Origin of the sequence: Paramicrobacterium chengjingii (assembly GCF_011751765.2) — a bacterium.
In the GTDB taxonomy this organism is placed as follows: Bacteria; Actinomycetota; Actinomycetes; order Actinomycetales; family Microbacteriaceae; genus Paramicrobacterium; species Paramicrobacterium chengjingii.
Genome location: NZ_CP061169.1, coordinates 2,301,189 through 2,318,954 on the forward strand (window position 1 = coordinate 2,301,189; position 17,766 = coordinate 2,318,954).

Consider the following 17,766-nt stretch of genomic DNA (forward strand, 5'->3'; position numbering starts at 1 on the left):
GCCACAACGCAAAAAGGGGATCCGAGGCGAACCTCGGATCCCCTGACGACAGCGCTGATCTACTCGGTCGGCACTTCGCTCGATTTTGCGAGGATTGCGCCGTGCACGGCCATCTCATCGAGGGCGGCTGCACTGGGTTCGGCGGCGACACCGGCGATCAGATCAGTCAGCACCGTCACGTGCATCCCGGCGTCAATTGCGTCAAGAACGGATGCTCGCACGCAATGATCTGTCGCGATGCCGACCGCGTCGATCTCGGTGACTCCGGCCTCGGTCAGTGCCCGAACGAGTGTGCGACCGTCGTCGGTCTCTCCCTGGAACGCCGAGTACGCGGGAACACCCTGCCCTTTGCGCACATGGATGCTCACGGGCGACGTGTCGAAGGCCGGGTGATACTCGGCTCCTTGAGTGTCGGCGACGCAGTGCACGGGCCACGTCGAGACAAAGTCAGGGTCTACGCCGTCTGGCGCAAAATGGCCACCGTTGTCGTCAGTCGCATGGTGCCAGTCACGCGAGGCGACAACCGTTCCATAGCGTCGGGAAGCAAGGTTCAGCCATCGAGTGACATTGCGGGCGACATCGGCTCCGCCGAAAACGCCGAGCGCTCCGCCTTCCGTGAAGTCGTTCTGAACATCGATGATCAGCAATGCGCGCGTCACAGGTACTCCAATTCACATATTCGACAGGGTGTTTCCGCAACGATAAAAGCCGGTGGCCAGCATATCCACCGCGTGGGCGGTCGTGCTCGGCAGCGGCTCGTCTCCGAGCGCGTAGATCGAGAAGATCAAGGTCGTTCCGTCGTCGGCATCGATCACACCTGACAGCGTATACGCCGTCTGAATCCACCCGGTCTTCGCCCTCACGTGCCCGGTCGCCACCTCGGCGTCCCCTGAGAATCGGCTGTCGTAACGCAATGTGCCCGTCTCGCCCGCGACCGGCAGCCCCTCCAGAATCGACGGCATGTCGATTTCGCCGAGCTCAATGCCGCGCAGCAGCTTCGTAAAGTAGCTATTGGGCACGGCGTTCAGCGCGCTGAGGCCCGAGCCATCGACGATCGTCAGGTCACTCGTGTCGATTCCAATGGGGTCGAGCGCCGCGGGAATCCCATCGGCGAGCGCGGCGAACGTGCTGCCCGCACCTTCTTCGATCGCAACAAGGCGCCCGAGCGACTCGGCGATCATGTTGTCGCTGTACCGCAGCATGTACTCGACGAGGGCGCTCACAGGCGGTGATTCGACGGCGGCGAGTTGCTCGGCATCCTCTGGCGCCGTTCCGAGAGAAGTCGTTGCGCCGGGGAAGTACGATGCGAACGCCTCTCCAGCCCGCGAAACGGGGTCGCTCCCCCTCGGCGAATACTCGTTCGCGGGGTAGAACCGGTCGGCATCGACCTGCAGCGCGGTCACGTGCGACTGATACCCTTCCCGCATTCCCTTGGTGTCCCAACTGGGGAGCCACGTTTCGCCTGTGAATGCGCTGCTGTCGAGAATGATGCGGCTGATGGCCTCGGTGTGGCCAGCGGCGGTCCACGCCTTCTGAACCGCCGCAGCCAATGCGTCTAAGTGTGCGGCACCCGGATACACCGACTCTTGCCCTGAGGGCATACGGCTGAGCGTCATATCGCCTTGGCCGACAAGCACGATCGTTCCGGGATCGCTGCCCTCCATCACCGGAGTGGAGATGCGAAAGTCAGGGCCAAAGGTCTCGAGTGCGGCGGCAGCGGTGATCAGCTTGAGGTTGCTCGCGGTGGCGGCGGGGTGCGTGGAATCGCGGTCATAGAGAAGCTCTCCGGTCTGAGCGTTGACGACGCGCGCCTGCAGCGTGTGAAGCAGCGGGTCGGATGCCGCGTCGGCGACAGAGCACTGACGGATGCCGTTCGCGGGCACCGGAGACTCGGCGACCGGCCGGGGGTCAGGCGTTGGCGTTGGAGTCGGCGTGGCGCTGGCACTTGCTGCGAGGGCCGTCGGGCTCTCGAACGCCGCTCCAGCTGCGAGGGAACCCCCGGCAAGCAGCACAGCGCCGACTGTACCGACGACCCAGAGGGCGCGCCGACGCCATGAGGATCGAGGAGGGATGGACACGCCTTTGATTTTAGCGGGTGAGTCCGGGAAGGGTACGCCGCGTCAGTTCTCGCTGGGGTAAATCACACCGATCTGGCGGCGCACTTCGTCGAGCACTCCCATAATCTCGACGGACTCCCGGGGAGAGAGAATGGTTCCGGACGTCTCCCCCGCGGCGACGAGGCGCTCGAGCTCAAGTGCTTGATAGTGCATCCCTCTGCCGTTCACCTCGCTCGTGAACTCTTCAAGAACATCGCCGGCCGTCGTCGTCGTGCGGAATGACGTGGCCGCGTACCAGACCCGGTCCAGATCGATGCGGGCGTCGGTGCCGATGATGCTCGCCTGGTTGGGGCCCGCCCCGCGCATCGAGCTGAACGTCGTCGCCATTGCCCCGCTGTCGTAGCTGAGGACGGCCGAGACCTGCGCGTCGACGCCGGTATCGGTGAGCTGCGCCGTCGCGTCGATGCGGTCGGGAAGCCCGAGGATGTCGACCACGAACGAGAGAGGGTAAATGCCAAGGTCAAGCAGCGCTCCGCCGCCGAGATGCAGATCCATCATGCGGTGTTCCGGGGCGACGTGGATGTGCTGCGTATGATCGGCCGTGACCGAGACGATCTCGCCGAGGGTGCCTTCGCCGATGATCTCCCGCACGCGCCGCATATGTGGGAGATAGCGCGTCCACATCGCCTCGAGCACGACGAGCCCACGACTCGCTGCCAGTTCGGCGACTCCGCGCGCCTCCTCCTCATTCATCGTGAATGGCTTCTCGACGAGCACATGCTTACCCGCTGTGAGCGCGAGCGTCGCCTGCTCGGCGTGAAAGCTGTGCGGCGATGCGACGTACACCACATCGACCTCGGGATCGCCAACCAGTTCCTCGTACGTGCCGTATGCGCGTTCGATTCCGAGGTCGGTGGAGAATGCGCGGGAGCGCTCAAGCGAGCGCGACCCGACGGCGGTGACGGTGAACCCGTTCAGCAGAAGATCTGAGGTGAAGGTGCGGGCAATTCCTCCGGGGGCGAGGATTCCCCAGCGCAATGCGTGCGGTGTCGACATGACAACAGCTTATTGGGTCGCGCGGTACGTCACTCCCCAGCATCCGGTCCAGGTTTCGCCTGGGTGCACCCACGCGACACCGTCGCCGCTGTTGAATGCATCTGCGGGCATCGTCATGGGCTCGATGGCGATGGATCGTGTACCGTCAGCTCGCACGCGATCGGAGGTGTAGAACTGCACCCAGGCGAAGGCTGCCTCGGCCCATACCGACACCGTTCTGCCGTCGTCGGCCGCCAGTTCATGCTCCACCCGATCGTTGGAGTCGTGAAGCCGCGTATACGCATCGTCGAGCGAGAGCTCAGCGACGCGACGCCCCTGCCTAAGATCTTTGTGGGCGGGCACTGGAACGGTGCGCACCGGGTTCATTCGCTCGTCTACTTCGATGAGGCTCTCACCGGAGCTCGTGAGCGTCAGCTGATCGCTGTCGATGTCGCCGATGCGGTAGTAACCGTGAGTGCCGACACCCACGGGTGCAGCCGTCGTGCCGTGGTTGGCGATCGTGTGCGTCACGGTGAGCCCCGCGTCGCCCAGCGCGTAGCGCACGGAGGTTGCCAGGCTGAACGGATAACCCCGCTGCGGGTGGATGTCTGCCGAAAGTGTGATGCTCGAGGGGTCCGATTCGCTGAGCGTGTATGCCTGGGTGCGCAGCAGGCCATGCGAAGCGTTGTGCCGTGCGGGCTCCGTGAGGTCGAGCTGCTGTACGGTGCGTTGCCCATCAGCGCCTTCGAGCACCCACTGACCATCACGCACGCGATTGGGCCAGGGCACGAGCACGGCACCCTGCGACGACGTGGGTGCTCCGTCTTCGGCGAAGGTCTCGGCAACACGAACGCCGTCGAGCACCAGGTCACGCAGTGTCGCCCCCACCTCCGTGACGATCAGCGAGCTTGACCCGCGAGTGACGGTGAAGCTGGTGCCTGTCGGATTCCATGGTGCGCTCATGTCATGCAATTCTAGGCGGATGCTGTCGCGCGGCGTTCAGCGAGACGCCGAGACAAATCGGCGAAGGCGCAGGCTGTTGCCCACGACGAACACGCTCGACAGCGCCATCGCCGCACCAGCCAGCATGGGGTTGAGCAGGCCGAGCGCGGCGAGCGGAATCGCCGCGACGTTATAGGCGAAGGCCCAGAACAGATTCCCCGTGATCGTGCCGAGGGTGCGGCGCGACAACCGAAGAGCGTCGGCGGCGCTGCGCAGGTCGCCGCGCACGAGCGTAATGTCGGCGGCATTCATTGCGACGTCAGTTCCCGTTCCCATGGCCAGCCCGAGGTCGGCCGTGGCGAGCGCCGCAGCATCGTTGATTCCATCGCCGACCATGGCGACAACGTGGCCGCTGCTCTGCAGCGACGCGACGACATTCACTTTGTCTGCCGGCATGACTCCGGCCCGTACGCGGGTGATCCCCACCTCCTGGGCCACCCGGCGGGCAACCGTTTCGTTGTCGCCGGTCAGCAGCACAACGTCGAGGCCGAGGTCGCGCAGTTGTCTCACGGCGGCGGCGCTGGAGGGCTTCACCGCATCGGAGATGATGAGTACTCCCCGAACCCGGCCGTCCCAGCCGACCTGCACGGCAGTGCTCCCGCGCTTCTCCGCGTCGTTGGTGGCTGCGGTAACCGTGTCGTCGGGCACCAGGCCGAGCTGTTTCATCAGGCGAGTGCGACCCACAGCGATCTCGCATCCGAGCACCGTGGCGCGCACGCCGAGGCCCTCGACGGAGCGAAAGTCGGTCGCAGGCTGAAGTGCGGATGCCGCCGCGCGAACGATGGCTCGGGCAATCGGATGCTCAGAACCGTTCTCGGCTGCTGCAGCACGGAACACAAGTTCGTCGGCGTCGACGCCTGTCGCAGTGACAGCATCCGTCATTGTCATTGTTCCCGTGGTGACCGTGCCCGTCTTGTCGAGAACTATCGTGTCGACCTTCTTCGTCGATTCAAGCACCTCGGGCCCCTTGATGAGAATGCCGAGCTGCGCACCGCGACCGGTACCGACAAGAAGCGCTGTCGGCGTAGCGAGTCCGAGTGCGCACGGGCAGGCGATGATGAGCACGGCTACGGTTGCGGTGAACGCCGAAGCGGGGTCGGCTCCGAGCAGAAGCCACAGTGTGAGGGTGACGAGCGCAATGCCGATCACGACGGGTACGAATACAGCCGAGACGCGGTCCGCCAAGCGCTGCAGCGCTGCCTTGCCCGACTGTGCGTTTTCAACGAGGGCGGCCATCTGCGCGAGCTGCGTGTCGGAGCCGACCCGGGAGGCACGCACAGTGAGCACTCCGGACGCATTCACGGTTGCACCCGTAACGTCGTCACCAACCGTCACTTCGACGGGTACGGACTCGCCGGTGAGCATCGACTCGTCGACGGCCGACTGCCCGTTCACGATGCGGCCGTCCGTGGCAATCTTCTCGCCAGGACGCACAATGAACTCATCGCCGACAGCGAGTTGCTCAATCGGGATGTGCCCCTCAATGCCGTCACGCACGATCGCAACGGACTTCGCCCCCATGTCGAGCAGTGACTTCAGCGCGGCCCCCGCACGTCGCTTTGAGCGCTTCTCGGCATATCGGCCGGCGAGCAGGAACGTGGTGACACCGGCGGCGACCTCGAGGTAGATGTTGCCCGCGCCGTCGGAACGCTCGATCGCGAACGAGAACTCATGCGTCATGCCAGGCATGTCAGCTGTGCCGAAAAACAACGCGTACAGCGACCAGAGGAATGCCGCGATGGTTCCCATCGACACCAGCGTGTCCATGGTGGCTGCGCCGTGACGCAGGTTCATCCAGGCCGCACGGTGGAACGGCCAGCCGGCCCAGACGACAACGGGGGCTGCGAGCGCGAGAGATGCCCACTGCCAATTGACGAACTGCAGTGCGGGAACCATCGCGAGAACGATCACAGGAACCGATAGCGCGGTGGATCCGACGAGTCGTTGCCTCAGGCTTGAGAGCTCCGCGTCCGGCGCGTCGGCTCTGGCATCCTGTTCGCGCTTCTGCTGAGGAAGCGTCGCTGCGTACCCCGTCTTCTCGACCTCATCGATAAGCACCTGCGGGTCGTAATTGGCGGGAACGTTCACCCGCGCCTTCTCCGTCGCATAGTTGACGCTCGCCTCGACACCGTCCAGGCGATTCAGCTTCTTCTCGATGCGCATAGCGCACGACGCGCATGTCATGCCTGTGACGTCGAGTTCGAAACTTCCTTGCGGCTGCATGACGCCAGCGTACCCTATACCCCTTGGGGGTATCAATCGAACGCGCTGACCACGCGCCGCACGGGCACACGAAGAACCCCCTCTTCTCTGAGCTTCTGCAGGGAAGAGGGGGTCTAATGGAGCCACCTGTCGGAATCGAACCGACGACCTATTCATTACGAGTGAATCGCTCTACCAACTGAGCTAAGGCGGCCTAGCACGACACGATCAATGTGCGCGCACAGCGATCCATATTACACGTTCTGAACCTCTTTCGTGACCACGGACGTGCCCCGGCTTCGACGACGTCGCTCTCAACGAGCGTCGCCCCTGGGCACGGTCAACGGGTTACGAACACTTAGGGTCTTTGTCGGGAACAGAGCCGTCGATGAGGTAGTCGTCGACAACGTCGTTGACGCACTGCGAACCCTTGTTGTAGGCCGTGTGCCCCTCGCCCTTATACGTCACGAGCTGTCCCGAATCGAGCTGCTCGGCGAGGTTCTCTGCCCACTGGTACGGAGTGGCCGGATCGCCTGTCGTGCCGACGACGAGAATCGGGTCTGCGCCGTCTGCATGAATCTCGCTGCGTTCAGCGCCGTCGGTAAATGGCCAATTCGCGCAACCGATGTCACCGTAGCCCATGTAGGGCCCAAAAACGGGCGCAATTTCGTCGATCTCGTCCGCCTGCTTCTCCATGGTCGAAGGGTCGTCGTCGTAGGTGTAGTCGCGGCAGTTGTACGCCATGAACGCCTCGGTTGAGTTGTCCATGTAGCTTCCATCGGCTTCGCGCCCGTTGTACTGATCGGCGAAGGAGAATGCGTTGGCTGCGTCTCCAGCCATGACGTCGTTCAGCATGACGTTGAGGTACTCCCAGCTGTCAGGCGAGTAGAGCGGAAGAATGATGGCGGTGATCAGCGTGCTCGCTCCGAGCATCCGCCCGTCTGACCCCTTCAGCGGTGACTCGTCGACGGAGGAGATCAGGTCCACGATCGTCTCGCGTGCGTCGTCGACGCTGCCCGAGAACGCGCAGTCGCTGTTGCTGTCTATGCAGTTTGTGAGAAAGGCAGTCAAGGCGTCTTCGAAGCCCTTCGCTTGAGACTTCGACACCTCGAAGTTGCTCGTCGACGGGTCGATGGCGCCGTCCAGAACAAGACGACCGACCTTGTCGGGGAACAACTCTGCGTACGTCGCACCCAAGAATGTTCCGTATGAGTAACCCAGGTAATTCAATGTGTCGTCCCCGAGAACCTCACGCAGCAGATCGAGGTCTTTCGCAGCCTGCACTGTCGTGATGAATTCCAGCAACGGCCCCGTGTTGTCGAGGCACGCCTTGCCGAAGTCGGTGGCGCTCGTGGCCATCTCGTCGATCCAGGCATCACTGCCGACGTCGGTGTTCTCGGGCAGGCCGTAGAGGTACTCGTCCATTTCGGCCGGCTCGTAGCACTTCACAGCGGTCGACCTGCCCACTCCGCGCGGGTCAAACCCGACGATGTCGAAGTTGTCCTTGAGGTCGGCATCGACGGCGTAGTCGAGACTGTCTTTGACGAAGTCAAAACCCGATCCACCGGGTCCGCCGGGGTTGACGAGAAGAGATCCTTGGGCATCGCCTTTGGCCTTGCTGCGGATGAGAGCGAGTTCAATCTCGCCGGCCTCCGGCTCGTCCCAGTTCATGGGAGCGCGCACCGTAGCGCACTCGAAGTTGGACGGGCAGGAGTCCGTCGACCATTCGACGTCTTGCGCATAGAACTCTTCGGCCGTCGTGCCCGTCGTCGTCGGCTGCGGCTTCGGAGTTGATGACGTTGTCTGGTCGTCTTTGGGAGGAATGAACGCTGTGAAGCATCCGCTTAAGGGCACGACAAGGGCGGCGGCAAACGCCACGACCACCAGTCGACGAGCGCGATTCTTTCTCATGGTCCTCCCATTCAGCGGATTGCCGTCACCAATGCTGCCTCGAGGGCAAGTGCGGGTGCGACGTTGCCGGCAATGCGCGTTCTGGCCTGCTGCAGCGCATCCATCGTGTGAAGCGTACGTGCCGGCTCTGTGGATTCGGCGGCGCGACGCAGGTCATCAGCGAACTCACGGTTGATGATGACCGAGTCTCGTCCGAGCTGCACCATAGTGATGTCGCGATAGAGCGAGAGCAGATCGATGAGAATGCGATCGATGCCATCTCGCAGACTGCGAGTCGCGCGCCTCTTCTGCTCGTCGTCGAGTGCCTTGAGCTGGCTGCGCAGTGCCGGTGGCACCGTCCCCCCGGGTTCGACTCCGAGTGAACGCAGTGCACTTGCGCGCTCGGCGTCATCACGCTCAGCCGTGAAGGCTTTGGCGTCGTCACCCGCGATCTCAAGCATTCCCGCGGCGGCCATGACGGCATCAGTGACGTTGTGCATGGCTAGTGCGGTGCGCAGTGTGCGTTCGCGGCGGCTGAGAGCGTCTGCGTCAGTGGCAAGACGTTTGGCCATTCCGATGTGGCTTTGTGCGAGGCGCGCGGCGCGCTCTGCTGTGACAGCATCCACTCCTAATTGCACCTGCAGAAGCGCAGCAACATCATCGATTGTCGGCATGCTGAGCCGCAGGGTGCGGACGCGGCTGCGGATGGTGGGAAGCATGTCGGCGTCGCTCGGTGCGCACAGCACCCATACTGTGCGCTCTGGGGGTTCTTCAAGCGCTTTGAGCAGCACGTTGGAGGTGCGCTCGGTCATGCGATCGGCGTCTTCGATCACCATGACGCGGTAGCGACCGGCAGAGGGTGAGTAGTACGACGTCGTTGCGAACTTTCGTACTTCGTCGATCTTGTACGTGACGTTCTCGGTGCGCAGAATCGACAGGTCGGGGTGCGTGCGTGAGTCGACCTGGGTTACTGTGTGCGGGTCGCTGTCGGGGTCGCCGCTGAGCAGGGCAGCGGCAAATGCGTAGGCGATGTTCGAGCGCCCTGACCCCGGTGGCCCGGTGATGAGCCACGCATGAGTCATCGACGAGCTCAAACCGGATGCTGCGGAGCGCAGAACCTCAACGGCATCCGATTGCCCCGTCAGATCATCCCATGCGCTCACGTCGTATAGCCTACCTGCGCCCTCAGACAGCTGTTCCCGCCGTCACCGTATCTGCGGCGCAACCAGTCTCAAATTTGGAGTTCGCCCTCGCGGGACTCCCCGCGCGCAGCCGTTACCGTGGCATCCCTCCCCAGTCGTCGCGCGGCCGAGACTCGCGCGGCAGACCCGCTCGGGTTAGGATCGCCGCAAGCCGAGAGCCGCTGTGGGCATCGACCCACAGCCACCTGGCCATTCCTCCGCCGGTCGCCCTCATTCGATCCTCCCGAACCTTTTCGTCGAATACGACATCCGATGGCGCTTTTCCGTGCGTATACCGATTGCGTGTGTACTTTTCATAGCCGTCGAATTCTCCAAGCAATCGGTGCTCCCGCCAGCACTGGTCTGCCACACCGATGTCCCCATCGACATCGCTCACTGTGACCTGCAATTCGGGCTCCTCGAATCCGAACAGATACTCCTGAACTCGACTGAGTGATTCCCCCAGGCTGTCGGCACCGTCTCGTGCAAAACCGATCGACCGCGCCGCGCGCACCGTACCGCGCTTTCCCGAACGCTTCGAGACGCGCTCAAGCAGGTGCTCTCTGTCGACGCGCGGTGCACTCACCGCAGCATCCTTTGGCCGCAGAGTGCGAATGCCCGCATCCAGCATTCCCACGGCACGCGCAAACGGTGCCGTGCACGCAATATCCCATAGCGTCCGCTCTGGCGACGTGATGAAGAAGCCGTCGCACTCAACGATCTCGTCGTCGGCCAACTCACCTCTGTGCCAGCGAAGCTGCGACGTCGACTGCCTTGGCTGTCTGCTGATTGCCTGCGGCACTGTACTGAAATAGCCGTAAGCGGGATAGTCGAGCACCGCAGCTGCTGAGTCATGAACAAAGACGATTGGCGTCGAATGACGGGCCTGCGCGGCGCGCATCTGTGCGATGTGTCGTGCGCGATCGTCGAGGGCGGCCCATTCGGATGCTGCGAGATAAGCGCCGCGTCCGAGTCGGATAAGCTCGCCGGAGTCGCACTGTCGGCGGATTGCGCGCGAAACGTCGTGAGTCGTTGCGCCCCGTCCTGTGAGAAGCAGCTTCGGCTGCGGAACCGCAAGTTTCGTGAGCTTCATCATCATGCGTCAACCGTGCCACGCCACCCCGGCACGGCCCCGCGGCAGGGGGGGCGATGTGTGAACGACGTAGTTGCTCTCGCAAGCTGTGGACGACGTATCACCATACGGACAACCTGCATCCGCACACCACTCCACAATGTCCGCAGGCGTGCACATTCTCGCGGGTCACGCTCCGACTGCCAACGCAATGTTCCGACGTATGGACAACGTGCATCCGCACACCATTGCACATCGTCCGCAGCCATGCACAGTGTCAGAGTCCAGCGCAGCACGCGCAATCCAGCACGCTCAGCCGAGCAACGTCTCCACACGGACACGGACATCGGCCGCGATCTCCTCCGGCGCACGCGACGCATCGAGCACGATGAATCGAGAGTCGGATGCTGCCAGCTCGAGGTAGGCAGCGCGCACCCGTGCGTGAAACTCGGCCTTCTCGGCCTCGAGCCTGTCAAACCGCTTCTTGGCGGCGTCGAGGCGCTCGCGCGCTGCCGTCTCGTCGAGGTCGAGCAACACGGTGAGGTCGGGAAGCAGCCCGTCGACCGCCCACAACGAGAGGTCGCGAATCGTGTCGCCGGAGAGCACGCGTCCGGCCCCCTGATACGCCACGGACGAGTCGATGTAGCGGTCCTGAATTACAACGTTGCCCGCCTCGAGTGCTGGGCGCACCTTCGTTGCGATGTGGTGTGCACGGTCGGCCGCATAGAGCAGCGCCTCCGCGCGCGGAGCGATGTCACCCCGATGATGAAGCACGATCTCGCGAATCTGCTCCCCCACGTCGGTGCCGCCAGGCTCTCGGGTGCGCACGACGGTGCGGCCGAGGCCGACGAGCCACTGCTCAAGAAGCTGCGCCTGCGTCGACTTGCCCGCGCCATCGCCACCCTCGAGCGTAATGAACAAGCCGCTCATTCTGCGCTCGGCGTGCTCTTCTTCGCGGCCGGCTTCTTGGCGGCCGGCTTCTTGGCGGCGGCCTTCTTCTTGGCCGGAGCCTTCTTCGCCGCAGGCTTTTTCGCCGGACCCTTAGCCCGCTTATCAGCGAGCATCTGAACGGCACGATCAAACGTCATGTCCTGAGGGTCTTCACCCTTCGGGATCGTGACATTCGTTGTGCCGTCGGTGACATACGGTCCGAACCGGCCGTCCTTCACACGAATGGGCTTGCCGCTCTCGGGATCGGCGTCGAACTCCTTCAGCGCGCTCGAAGCGCGACGGCCCGCGTACTTCGGCTGAGCGAAAATCGCGAGAGCCCCCGCAAGGTCGATACCGAAGATCTGCTCTTCGCCCTCGAGCGAACGCGAATCTGTGCCCTTCTTCAAGTACGGCCCGAACCGGCCATTCTGCGCGGTGATCGGCTCACCCGACTCCGGGTCTTCTCCCACCACGCGGGGAAGGCTCAGCAGCTGCAACGCCTGATTCAGGTCGACCGTCTCGGGTGACATTGATGTGAAGAGCGATGCCGTGCGTGGCTTGGGCCCCTTCTTCGCCTTCTTCTTCGGCGCGTCGGCTGCGGGCTCCTCCGGTTCAGGCTCGAGCTCTGTGACGTATGGGCCGAAGCGTCCGTCCTTGACGACGATCGTCTTGCCGCTCTCGGGGTTCTGCCCGAGCTCACGATCGTGAATAACAGGTGCGTCCTTGAGCTCGCGCGCCTTGGCGAGCGTCAGTTCGTCCGGTGCGAGGCCTTCGGGAATGTTGATGCGTCGCACGGGGATCTCCCCCGTTGCAGCATCCGGTGTCGCGTCGTCGTCGATCACTTCGAGATACGGCCCGTACTTGCCGATTCGCAGCGTGATCTGGTCGTCGATGCGCACCGAGTTGATCTCACGGGCGTCGATCTCGCCGAGGTTATCGACGACGTGGCGCAGACCGGCGTGCTGATCGTTGCCGAAGTAGAAGTCGCCGAGCCAGTCAACTCGCTTGGCCTCTCCGGCCGCGATGCGGTCGAGATCTTCTTCCATGCCCGCGGTGAAGTCATATTCGACGAGATCACTGAAATGCTCTTCCAGCAGCCGCACAACGCTGAACGCTATCCAGTTCGGAACAAGTGCGGTGCCACGCTGTGTGACGTAGCCGCGGTCAACGATGGTCGACAGAATCTGCGCATAGGTCGACGGCCGCCCGATGCCCAGCTCTTCGAGCCGTTTCGTGAGGCTTGCCTCTGTGTAGCGTGGCGGCGGGCTTGTCTCGTGGCCCTTTGCCTCGACGTCAGAGAGCCCTGCAACCTGCCCCTCGGTCATGGGTGGAAGCTTGGCGTTCTTGTCTCGGTCGCCGCGCACCTCGTCTTGACCTTCTTCGTAGGCGGCGAGGAATCCGCGGAATGTGATGACGGTACCGGATGCCGTCAGCTCGGCCGTCTTCGCGACATCGCTGCCCTGCAGCTCTGCCTCGACCGTGACCGTGGCGGTCTGCCCCTTCGCGTCAGCCATCTGGCTGGCGACAGTGCGCTTCCAGATGAGCTCGTACAGTTTGAAGTCGTTGCCGTGGATGGAGCTTTGCAGTGAAGCAGGGGTGCGGAAGGTGTCACCCGAGGGACGAATCGCCTCATGAGCTTCCTGCGCGTTCTTCGACTTGCCGGAGTACAGCCGGGGCTTCTCAGGAACAGCGTCGTCGCCGTACAGCGAGCGGGCCTGCGCGCGGGCAGCATCCGTCGCCTGCTTCGATAGCGATACTGAATCGGTACGCATATAGGTGATGTACCCGTTTTCGTACAGCGACTGGGCGACGCTCATGGTCTGCCGAGCAGAGAAGCGCAGCTTGCGCGCTGCTTCTTGCTGAAGCGTCGACGTGATGAAGGGTGCGGCGGGGCGGCGCGAGTAGGGCTTCGTCTCCATGGTGGAGATGCGCGCGGAGGTGCCGCCAGAGCTCAGTGTGGCGGCGAGCGCTGTGGCTCCGGCCTCATCAAGCTGACGCACCTTCGCGGTGAGGGTGCCGGCGTCGTTAAAGTCACGGCCCGTGGCGACGCGAGTTCCGTCGAGTCGCACGAGCTTTGCCTCGAAGCTGCTGTCGGCACCAGCGGGGGTCACCTCTGCGGTGAGATCCCAGTACGACGCCGTGACGAAGGCGAGACGCTCGCGCTCACGGTCGACGACGAGGCGTGTCGCGGCAGACTGCACGCGACCGGCAGAGAGACCGGGGCCAACCTTGCGCCACAGCACAGGCGAGATCTCGTAGCCGTAGACGCGGTCGAGAATACGCCGAGTCTCTTGTGCGTCGACGAGGGAGATGTTGAGCTCACGGGTGTTGTCTTTGGCTGCGAGGATGGCGTCTTTGGTGATCTCATGAAACACCATGCGCTTGACGGGGACGGTGGGCTTGAGCACCTGCAGCAGGTGCCAGGCGATGGCTTCACCCTCGCGATCCTCATCAGTGGCGAGCAGGAGTTCGTCGGCATTCTTCAGCGCACGTTTGAGCTCGGCAACTGTCTTCTTCTTTGCGTCGGAGACCACGTAGTACGGTTCGAAGCCGTTGTCGATGTCTACGGCGAACTTGCCGAGCGGGCCCTTCTTCACCTCGGCGGGAAGCTTTTTGGGCTCCGCGAGGTCTCGAATGTGCCCGACAGACGACAGCACCTCATAGCCCTCACCCAGATACCCGGCAATGGACTTCATCTTGGTCGGTGACTCAACGATGACCAGCTTCTTCGTGCCTGACACCCGACTCCTTTCGTCGTGCACACCATACACACCTCGCCTGCGACGTAACCTCATCGTGGCCTGTATGTACTCTGAACGTCGGCACGACGCGCGCCATGGGTGGGCCGACTGACGTACCGAGAACAGAGTTTCGCACATTTGTCAGCAACGCAGGGCATATACGCCCCGACCCCTTGCGCATTCCGCCGCGTCACGCAGAATAAAGGTATGAACAACACCTCAGGCAGCAGCTACACCGCAAAGCTCACGGACGGCCCGCTTGAGGGGAAGACGATCTCGGTCGGCTTCTTGCCCTCAGGCGATGCCAAGCCGTCGATCGAGGTTCCGGTCGACGAGGGCAAGGCGTACCTCTATACGCGTTCGGGAAACGAGGAGTTCGACTCGGAGGACTCCGACCAGCCCAGCGCCGTCGGGTATCGCTACCGCACGACGAACTACAGTTAGGGCGGTCCCGCTCGAGCTGACGCCGTGATGGACATACCCACCACGGTCGTCGACACCTGCACGAGCGCGATCAGCCCGGTGACGTCGCAGTCGACGAGCGATGCCCCGTTGAGCTCTGCGGCACGCCCGGCAGCCTGGCACGGAATACCGGGAACGAGACCGGATGCCGTGTCGGCGGCGGCGAGCGCAGCGGCATCCGCTGCCCCGGCCGCCGTCTGACGCGCAGCGTATGCGGCACAGAGCGGCGCAAGAATGCCCGTCGCGAGAAGGGTCGCGGCGACAAGGGCGACCGCAAGAACGGATGCCGCACCACGCTCGTCATGCAGCGGCATCCGTGTGCTCAGCCAAGCCCGCATGCTCACGGGCCCGACCATCAGAGCCCTCCGGCGAGTGCGCAGCCGCGAGCAGAGACGGTGATCGGCAGTACGGCGGATCGTGTGGACACCGTTGCGCAGACGAAATCGCCGGAGTGCGACGACGACACCTGTGCTCCGTCGACAAGAGTTGCCGCACGAGAGCGCGCAAGCGACATGCTGTCGCCCCGCGCCAGCGTGCGCGCAGCGTCGGCCGCGGCATCCGTCACTCTCACCTGAAGAACTGTGGCCTGCAGTCCCCACATGCAGAGCGCGAGCACGAGCATCACGGCGGGGATCACCACAGCGAGCTCCGCCGTGACACTGCCGTGCTCGCTGTCAGTCGACAGTAAGCGCACGGCGAACCAGGTCGGTGAGAATGCCCTTCACCTCGTCGCTCTTCATAATTACGACGAGCAGGCCGGCAAAACCGACAGCGGCCATCGTCGCGATGGCATATTCGGCTGTTGCGGCTCCCTCGTCGTCATGAAGACGCTCGAGCAGTGCCCTGGATGAAACGGAGTATGGCATGTGCATCCTTTCGTCTCCCCTGTGCGGGGTGGGATGGCACGAGTGGTACCAGTGTGCGCCGCTTTCAGCCCCCGCGCGTGGCCGCATGCGGATGCTGTGGAGACTGCGACACCTGGAAATCGATGTGGATGACGGTACGCGGGCCGCACCTCAAATGCCGAGGTTCGTCGACGAGATGATGCCGATCATCATCGGCGCGACGCCCAGCAGCATGAAGGCAGGAAGCACGCACACGCCGAGCGGGATCATGAGATGCGTCGACAGGCGGGCTGCGGCATCGGCTGCTCGGGATGCCGCGTCGCGACGTATGCGTGCGGCCTCGCTGCGCAGCAGATCTGCGGCCGGAACGCCTGCGCGCTGGGCAAGCGCGACAACGTCGTCGACAGCGCTCTCGCTTGCCCCCGAGTCGCCGGCCAACCCGAGGTCAGCCGCGACGTCGTCGATCACCGCGCGTGCTCGCGGCACCGACGCCCCGCCCGAGAGGGCGATGGCCGTGAGATCGACCATGAGCCCCGGTGCGGTGTCGCGCGGCTGCGCACGACGCGCGAGAGCCGAACTCCATCGCCATCCGCCGAGCATGAGCAGCGCACCGAGCACGCCGCACACGGCACCGGGCGCGGTTGCCAGTGCGGCCCAGGTGTCGAAGCCCAACAGCATCCCGAAGCCGATTCCCACAAGGGGCAGCAGCATCACCAGACGTGACGTCGAGCGGGGGCCGGCGAGCGCGGCGGCGATGTCTCGTTGCGTCTGCCCGATCGCCCGAAGTGTGGCTGAGAGTGTATGAAGCGCCGTTGCGGCAGGCGCACCGCACCGGGCAGAGACGGCGAGCGTGGCGGCGAGAACACGCCAGTCGTCGCCCGCGGAGGCGAGGCATGACGGAACGTCGTCTGCCGTGGCCGCCGCATGCACGACACGCGAGGCTGGGTCGCGGCGACCAAGCGATTCGTCGAGATAGTGCCATGCGAGCGCCGGAGCAACGCCGCCGACCATGAGCACGGCGACACGTTCGGCGATGGACGCAACGGTCTCAACCGCTGGCGGGGCATTGCGCTTGGCGACAGTGTGCCGAGCCGCAACACGTGCCCTCAGGCGCCTCATGACTCGTCCACGACAACGTCGAGACGATCATCGACGAGCGCCAGCCTGCCGACCTGGGCAAGGCGGCGTGTTCCTGACTCGCGCTCCAGATGCAGAACGAGCCCGATGGCGCTCACTGCCTGCCGCCCGATTGCTTCCACCGTCATGCCGGCGAGTGCACCGAGCGCCTCGAGCCGCGCGGGAACGTCAGCGAGGGAGTTGGCGTGCAACGTTCCGGCACCACCGTCGTGTCCCGTATTGAGTGCGGCGAGCAGCTCGCGAATCTCGGCACCACGGCACTCCCCCAGCACCAGCCGGTCCGGTCGCATGCGCAATGCTTCTCGCAGCAACTGCTCAAGCCCGATCCGCCCTGCTCCCTCGAGGTTCGCCTGACGTGACTCAAGCGACACAACGTGTGGATGCTCAATACGCAGTTCAGCGACGTCTTCGATCGCAACGATGCGGTCGGCAGGATCTGCTTCACCGAGCAGGGCGGCAAGCAGCGTCGTCTTGCCGCTTCCCGCGGCGCCAGTGATCAGCAGGTTGGTGCGGCGCGCTACCGCGCGATGCAGCATCCGCAATTTCGAGTCGGTACCGAGCATGCCCGCGGAGTGAAGGGCTCCGATATCGAGTCGGCCTGAGCGCGGCACTCTGATGGACAGCAGGGTGCCCGTCGTCGAGACAGGAGGCAGAACAGCATGAACCCGGATGCCGCCTGGCAGCCGCACGTCGACGCACGGCGTCGCCTCGTCGACGTGCCTGCCGCCCAGCGCGATGAGCCGTGTCGCGAGAGTGCGGAGCTGCTGTTCTGGCAGGTCCCACAGCGGGTCGCGAACAAGGCCGGCGCCGCGATCGAACCAGAGCCCAGCGCCGCCGTTCACGACGATGTCTGTCACGTCGGCAGCGGCCAGGTACGCGGCAAGGGGGCCGCATTGCGACGCAAGCTTCAGCCGAAGAGCATCGCCGACGGGTGCGAACGACGGCTCGGCAACGAAGGACTCCATGCGAGTGAGCATAGAAAGTGCGGCGGGAACCGGCATCCGATGTCTGCCGCCCTGTGCACAACCGTGCCCGTTCCAGTGCCTGTGGAGAAGCGTCCCACCGATTAACAGAGGACGGCACCCATCGGGGGGAATGGGTGCCGTCCTGCAACGTCTCGATTGGGGGGAATCTGTGCGTTGCACGCCAGAATGAAGTATTCGGCCTGTCTCATAATACGCATTCAGGCTACGAGTGCAAGCAAATCGTCCA

General features: G+C 64.0%; 16 protein-coding genes and 1 tRNA gene. 1 reads left to right on the top strand and 16 read right to left on the bottom strand.

Translation table 11 applies throughout. The features are described from left to right. Positions 1–59: 59 nt before the first annotated feature. The 11 genes from HCR76_RS11220 to topA all read right to left on the bottom strand — a co-directional run bounded on the left by HCR76_RS11220 (position 60) and on the right by topA (position 14,110). Entirely contained in the window at positions 60–659 is a 600-nt protein-coding gene (locus HCR76_RS11220) for an isochorismatase family protein (protein ID WP_166991985.1), read from the bottom strand. A 12-nt stretch (positions 660–671) separates the two neighbouring features. After that, complete coding sequence (dacB, locus tag HCR76_RS11225; protein WP_244971378.1) at positions 672–2,078, bottom strand: D-alanyl-D-alanine carboxypeptidase/D-alanyl-D-alanine endopeptidase; 1,407 nt, start codon at positions 2,076–2,078, stop codon at positions 672–674. A 42-nt stretch (positions 2,079–2,120) separates the two neighbouring features. Further along, complete coding sequence (locus HCR76_RS11230; protein ID WP_166991982.1) at positions 2,121–3,113, bottom strand: Gfo/Idh/MocA family protein; 993 nt, start codon at positions 3,111–3,113, stop codon at positions 2,121–2,123. 9 nt (positions 3,114–3,122) lie between these two features. After that, positions 3,123–4,055 carry an aldose 1-epimerase family protein gene (locus HCR76_RS11235; protein ID WP_166991979.1) on the bottom strand — a complete coding sequence of 311 codons (933 nt, stop codon included), beginning with the start codon at positions 4,053–4,055 and terminating at the stop codon, positions 3,123–3,125. 36 nt (positions 4,056–4,091) lie between these two features. Continuing rightward, positions 4,092–6,317 carry a heavy metal translocating P-type ATPase gene (locus HCR76_RS11240; RefSeq protein WP_166991976.1) on the bottom strand — a complete coding sequence of 742 codons (2,226 nt, stop codon included), beginning with the start codon at positions 6,315–6,317 and terminating at the stop codon, positions 4,092–4,094. Between the two features lie 117 nt (positions 6,318–6,434). Next, positions 6,435–6,510, bottom strand: a tRNA-Thr gene (locus HCR76_RS11245). 134 nt (positions 6,511–6,644) lie between these two features. Continuing rightward, positions 6,645–8,207 carry an alpha/beta hydrolase gene (locus HCR76_RS11250; protein WP_166991973.1) on the bottom strand — a complete coding sequence of 521 codons (1,563 nt, stop codon included), beginning with the start codon at positions 8,205–8,207 and terminating at the stop codon, positions 6,645–6,647. Between the two features lie 11 nt (positions 8,208–8,218). Continuing rightward, a complete protein-coding gene (locus HCR76_RS11255; protein ID WP_166991970.1) occupies positions 8,219–9,349 on the bottom strand; it encodes a DNA polymerase III subunit delta' in 1,131 nt (376 codons plus the stop codon). 112 nt (positions 9,350–9,461) lie between these two features. Next, positions 9,462–10,466, bottom strand: coding sequence for a hypothetical protein (locus HCR76_RS11260; RefSeq protein ID WP_166991967.1), 1,005 nt, complete (start codon positions 10,464–10,466; stop codon positions 9,462–9,464). A gap of 285 nt (positions 10,467–10,751) precedes the next feature. Continuing rightward, positions 10,752–11,369 carry a dTMP kinase gene (tmk, locus tag HCR76_RS11265; RefSeq protein ID WP_166991964.1) on the bottom strand — a complete coding sequence of 206 codons (618 nt, stop codon included), beginning with the start codon at positions 11,367–11,369 and terminating at the stop codon, positions 10,752–10,754. After that, complete coding sequence (topA, locus tag HCR76_RS11270) at positions 11,366–14,110, bottom strand: type I DNA topoisomerase (RefSeq protein WP_166991961.1); 2,745 nt, start codon at positions 14,108–14,110, stop codon at positions 11,366–11,368. The genes tmk and topA overlap by 4 nt, the downstream gene beginning before the upstream one ends. Positions 14,111–14,317: 207 nt before the next feature. Here topA and HCR76_RS11275 point away from each other — a divergent pair, with 207 nt between their 5' ends. Beyond that, positions 14,318–14,554 (top strand): hypothetical protein, encoded by a 237-nt coding sequence (locus HCR76_RS11275; RefSeq protein ID WP_166991958.1) that lies wholly within the window; start codon positions 14,318–14,320, stop codon positions 14,552–14,554. On the opposite strand, the gene HCR76_RS11280 is transcribed toward HCR76_RS11275, so the two are convergent. The 5 genes from HCR76_RS11280 to HCR76_RS11300 form a co-directional block, all read right to left on the bottom strand. Further along, positions 14,551–14,910 (bottom strand): Rv3654c family TadE-like protein, encoded by a 360-nt coding sequence (locus tag HCR76_RS11280; protein ID WP_235934311.1) that lies wholly within the window; start codon positions 14,908–14,910, stop codon positions 14,551–14,553. The two genes, HCR76_RS11275 and HCR76_RS11280, sit on opposite strands and share 4 nt — an antisense overlap. 17 nt (positions 14,911–14,927) lie before the next feature. Then, positions 14,928–15,266: a TadE family type IV pilus minor pilin gene (locus tag HCR76_RS11285; RefSeq protein ID WP_244971379.1), complete on the bottom strand. Its 339-nt coding sequence runs from the start codon at positions 15,264–15,266 to the stop codon at positions 14,928–14,930. Further along, positions 15,247–15,438: a DUF4244 domain-containing protein gene (locus tag HCR76_RS11290; RefSeq protein ID WP_235934259.1), complete on the bottom strand. Its 192-nt coding sequence runs from the start codon at positions 15,436–15,438 to the stop codon at positions 15,247–15,249. Before HCR76_RS11290 ends, HCR76_RS11285 begins: the two co-directional genes overlap by 20 nt. A 150-nt stretch (positions 15,439–15,588) precedes the next feature. Next, positions 15,589–16,536 carry a type II secretion system F family protein gene (locus tag HCR76_RS11295; protein ID WP_166991952.1) on the bottom strand — a complete coding sequence of 316 codons (948 nt, stop codon included), beginning with the start codon at positions 16,534–16,536 and terminating at the stop codon, positions 15,589–15,591. After that, the gene (locus HCR76_RS11300; RefSeq protein ID WP_244971380.1) at positions 16,533–17,519 is read right to left on the bottom strand and encodes a TadA family conjugal transfer-associated ATPase; all 987 of its coding nucleotides are present in this window, start codon (positions 17,517–17,519) and stop codon (positions 16,533–16,535) included. The genes HCR76_RS11295 and HCR76_RS11300 overlap by 4 nt, the downstream gene beginning before the upstream one ends. Positions 17,520–17,766 lie beyond the last annotated feature (247 nt).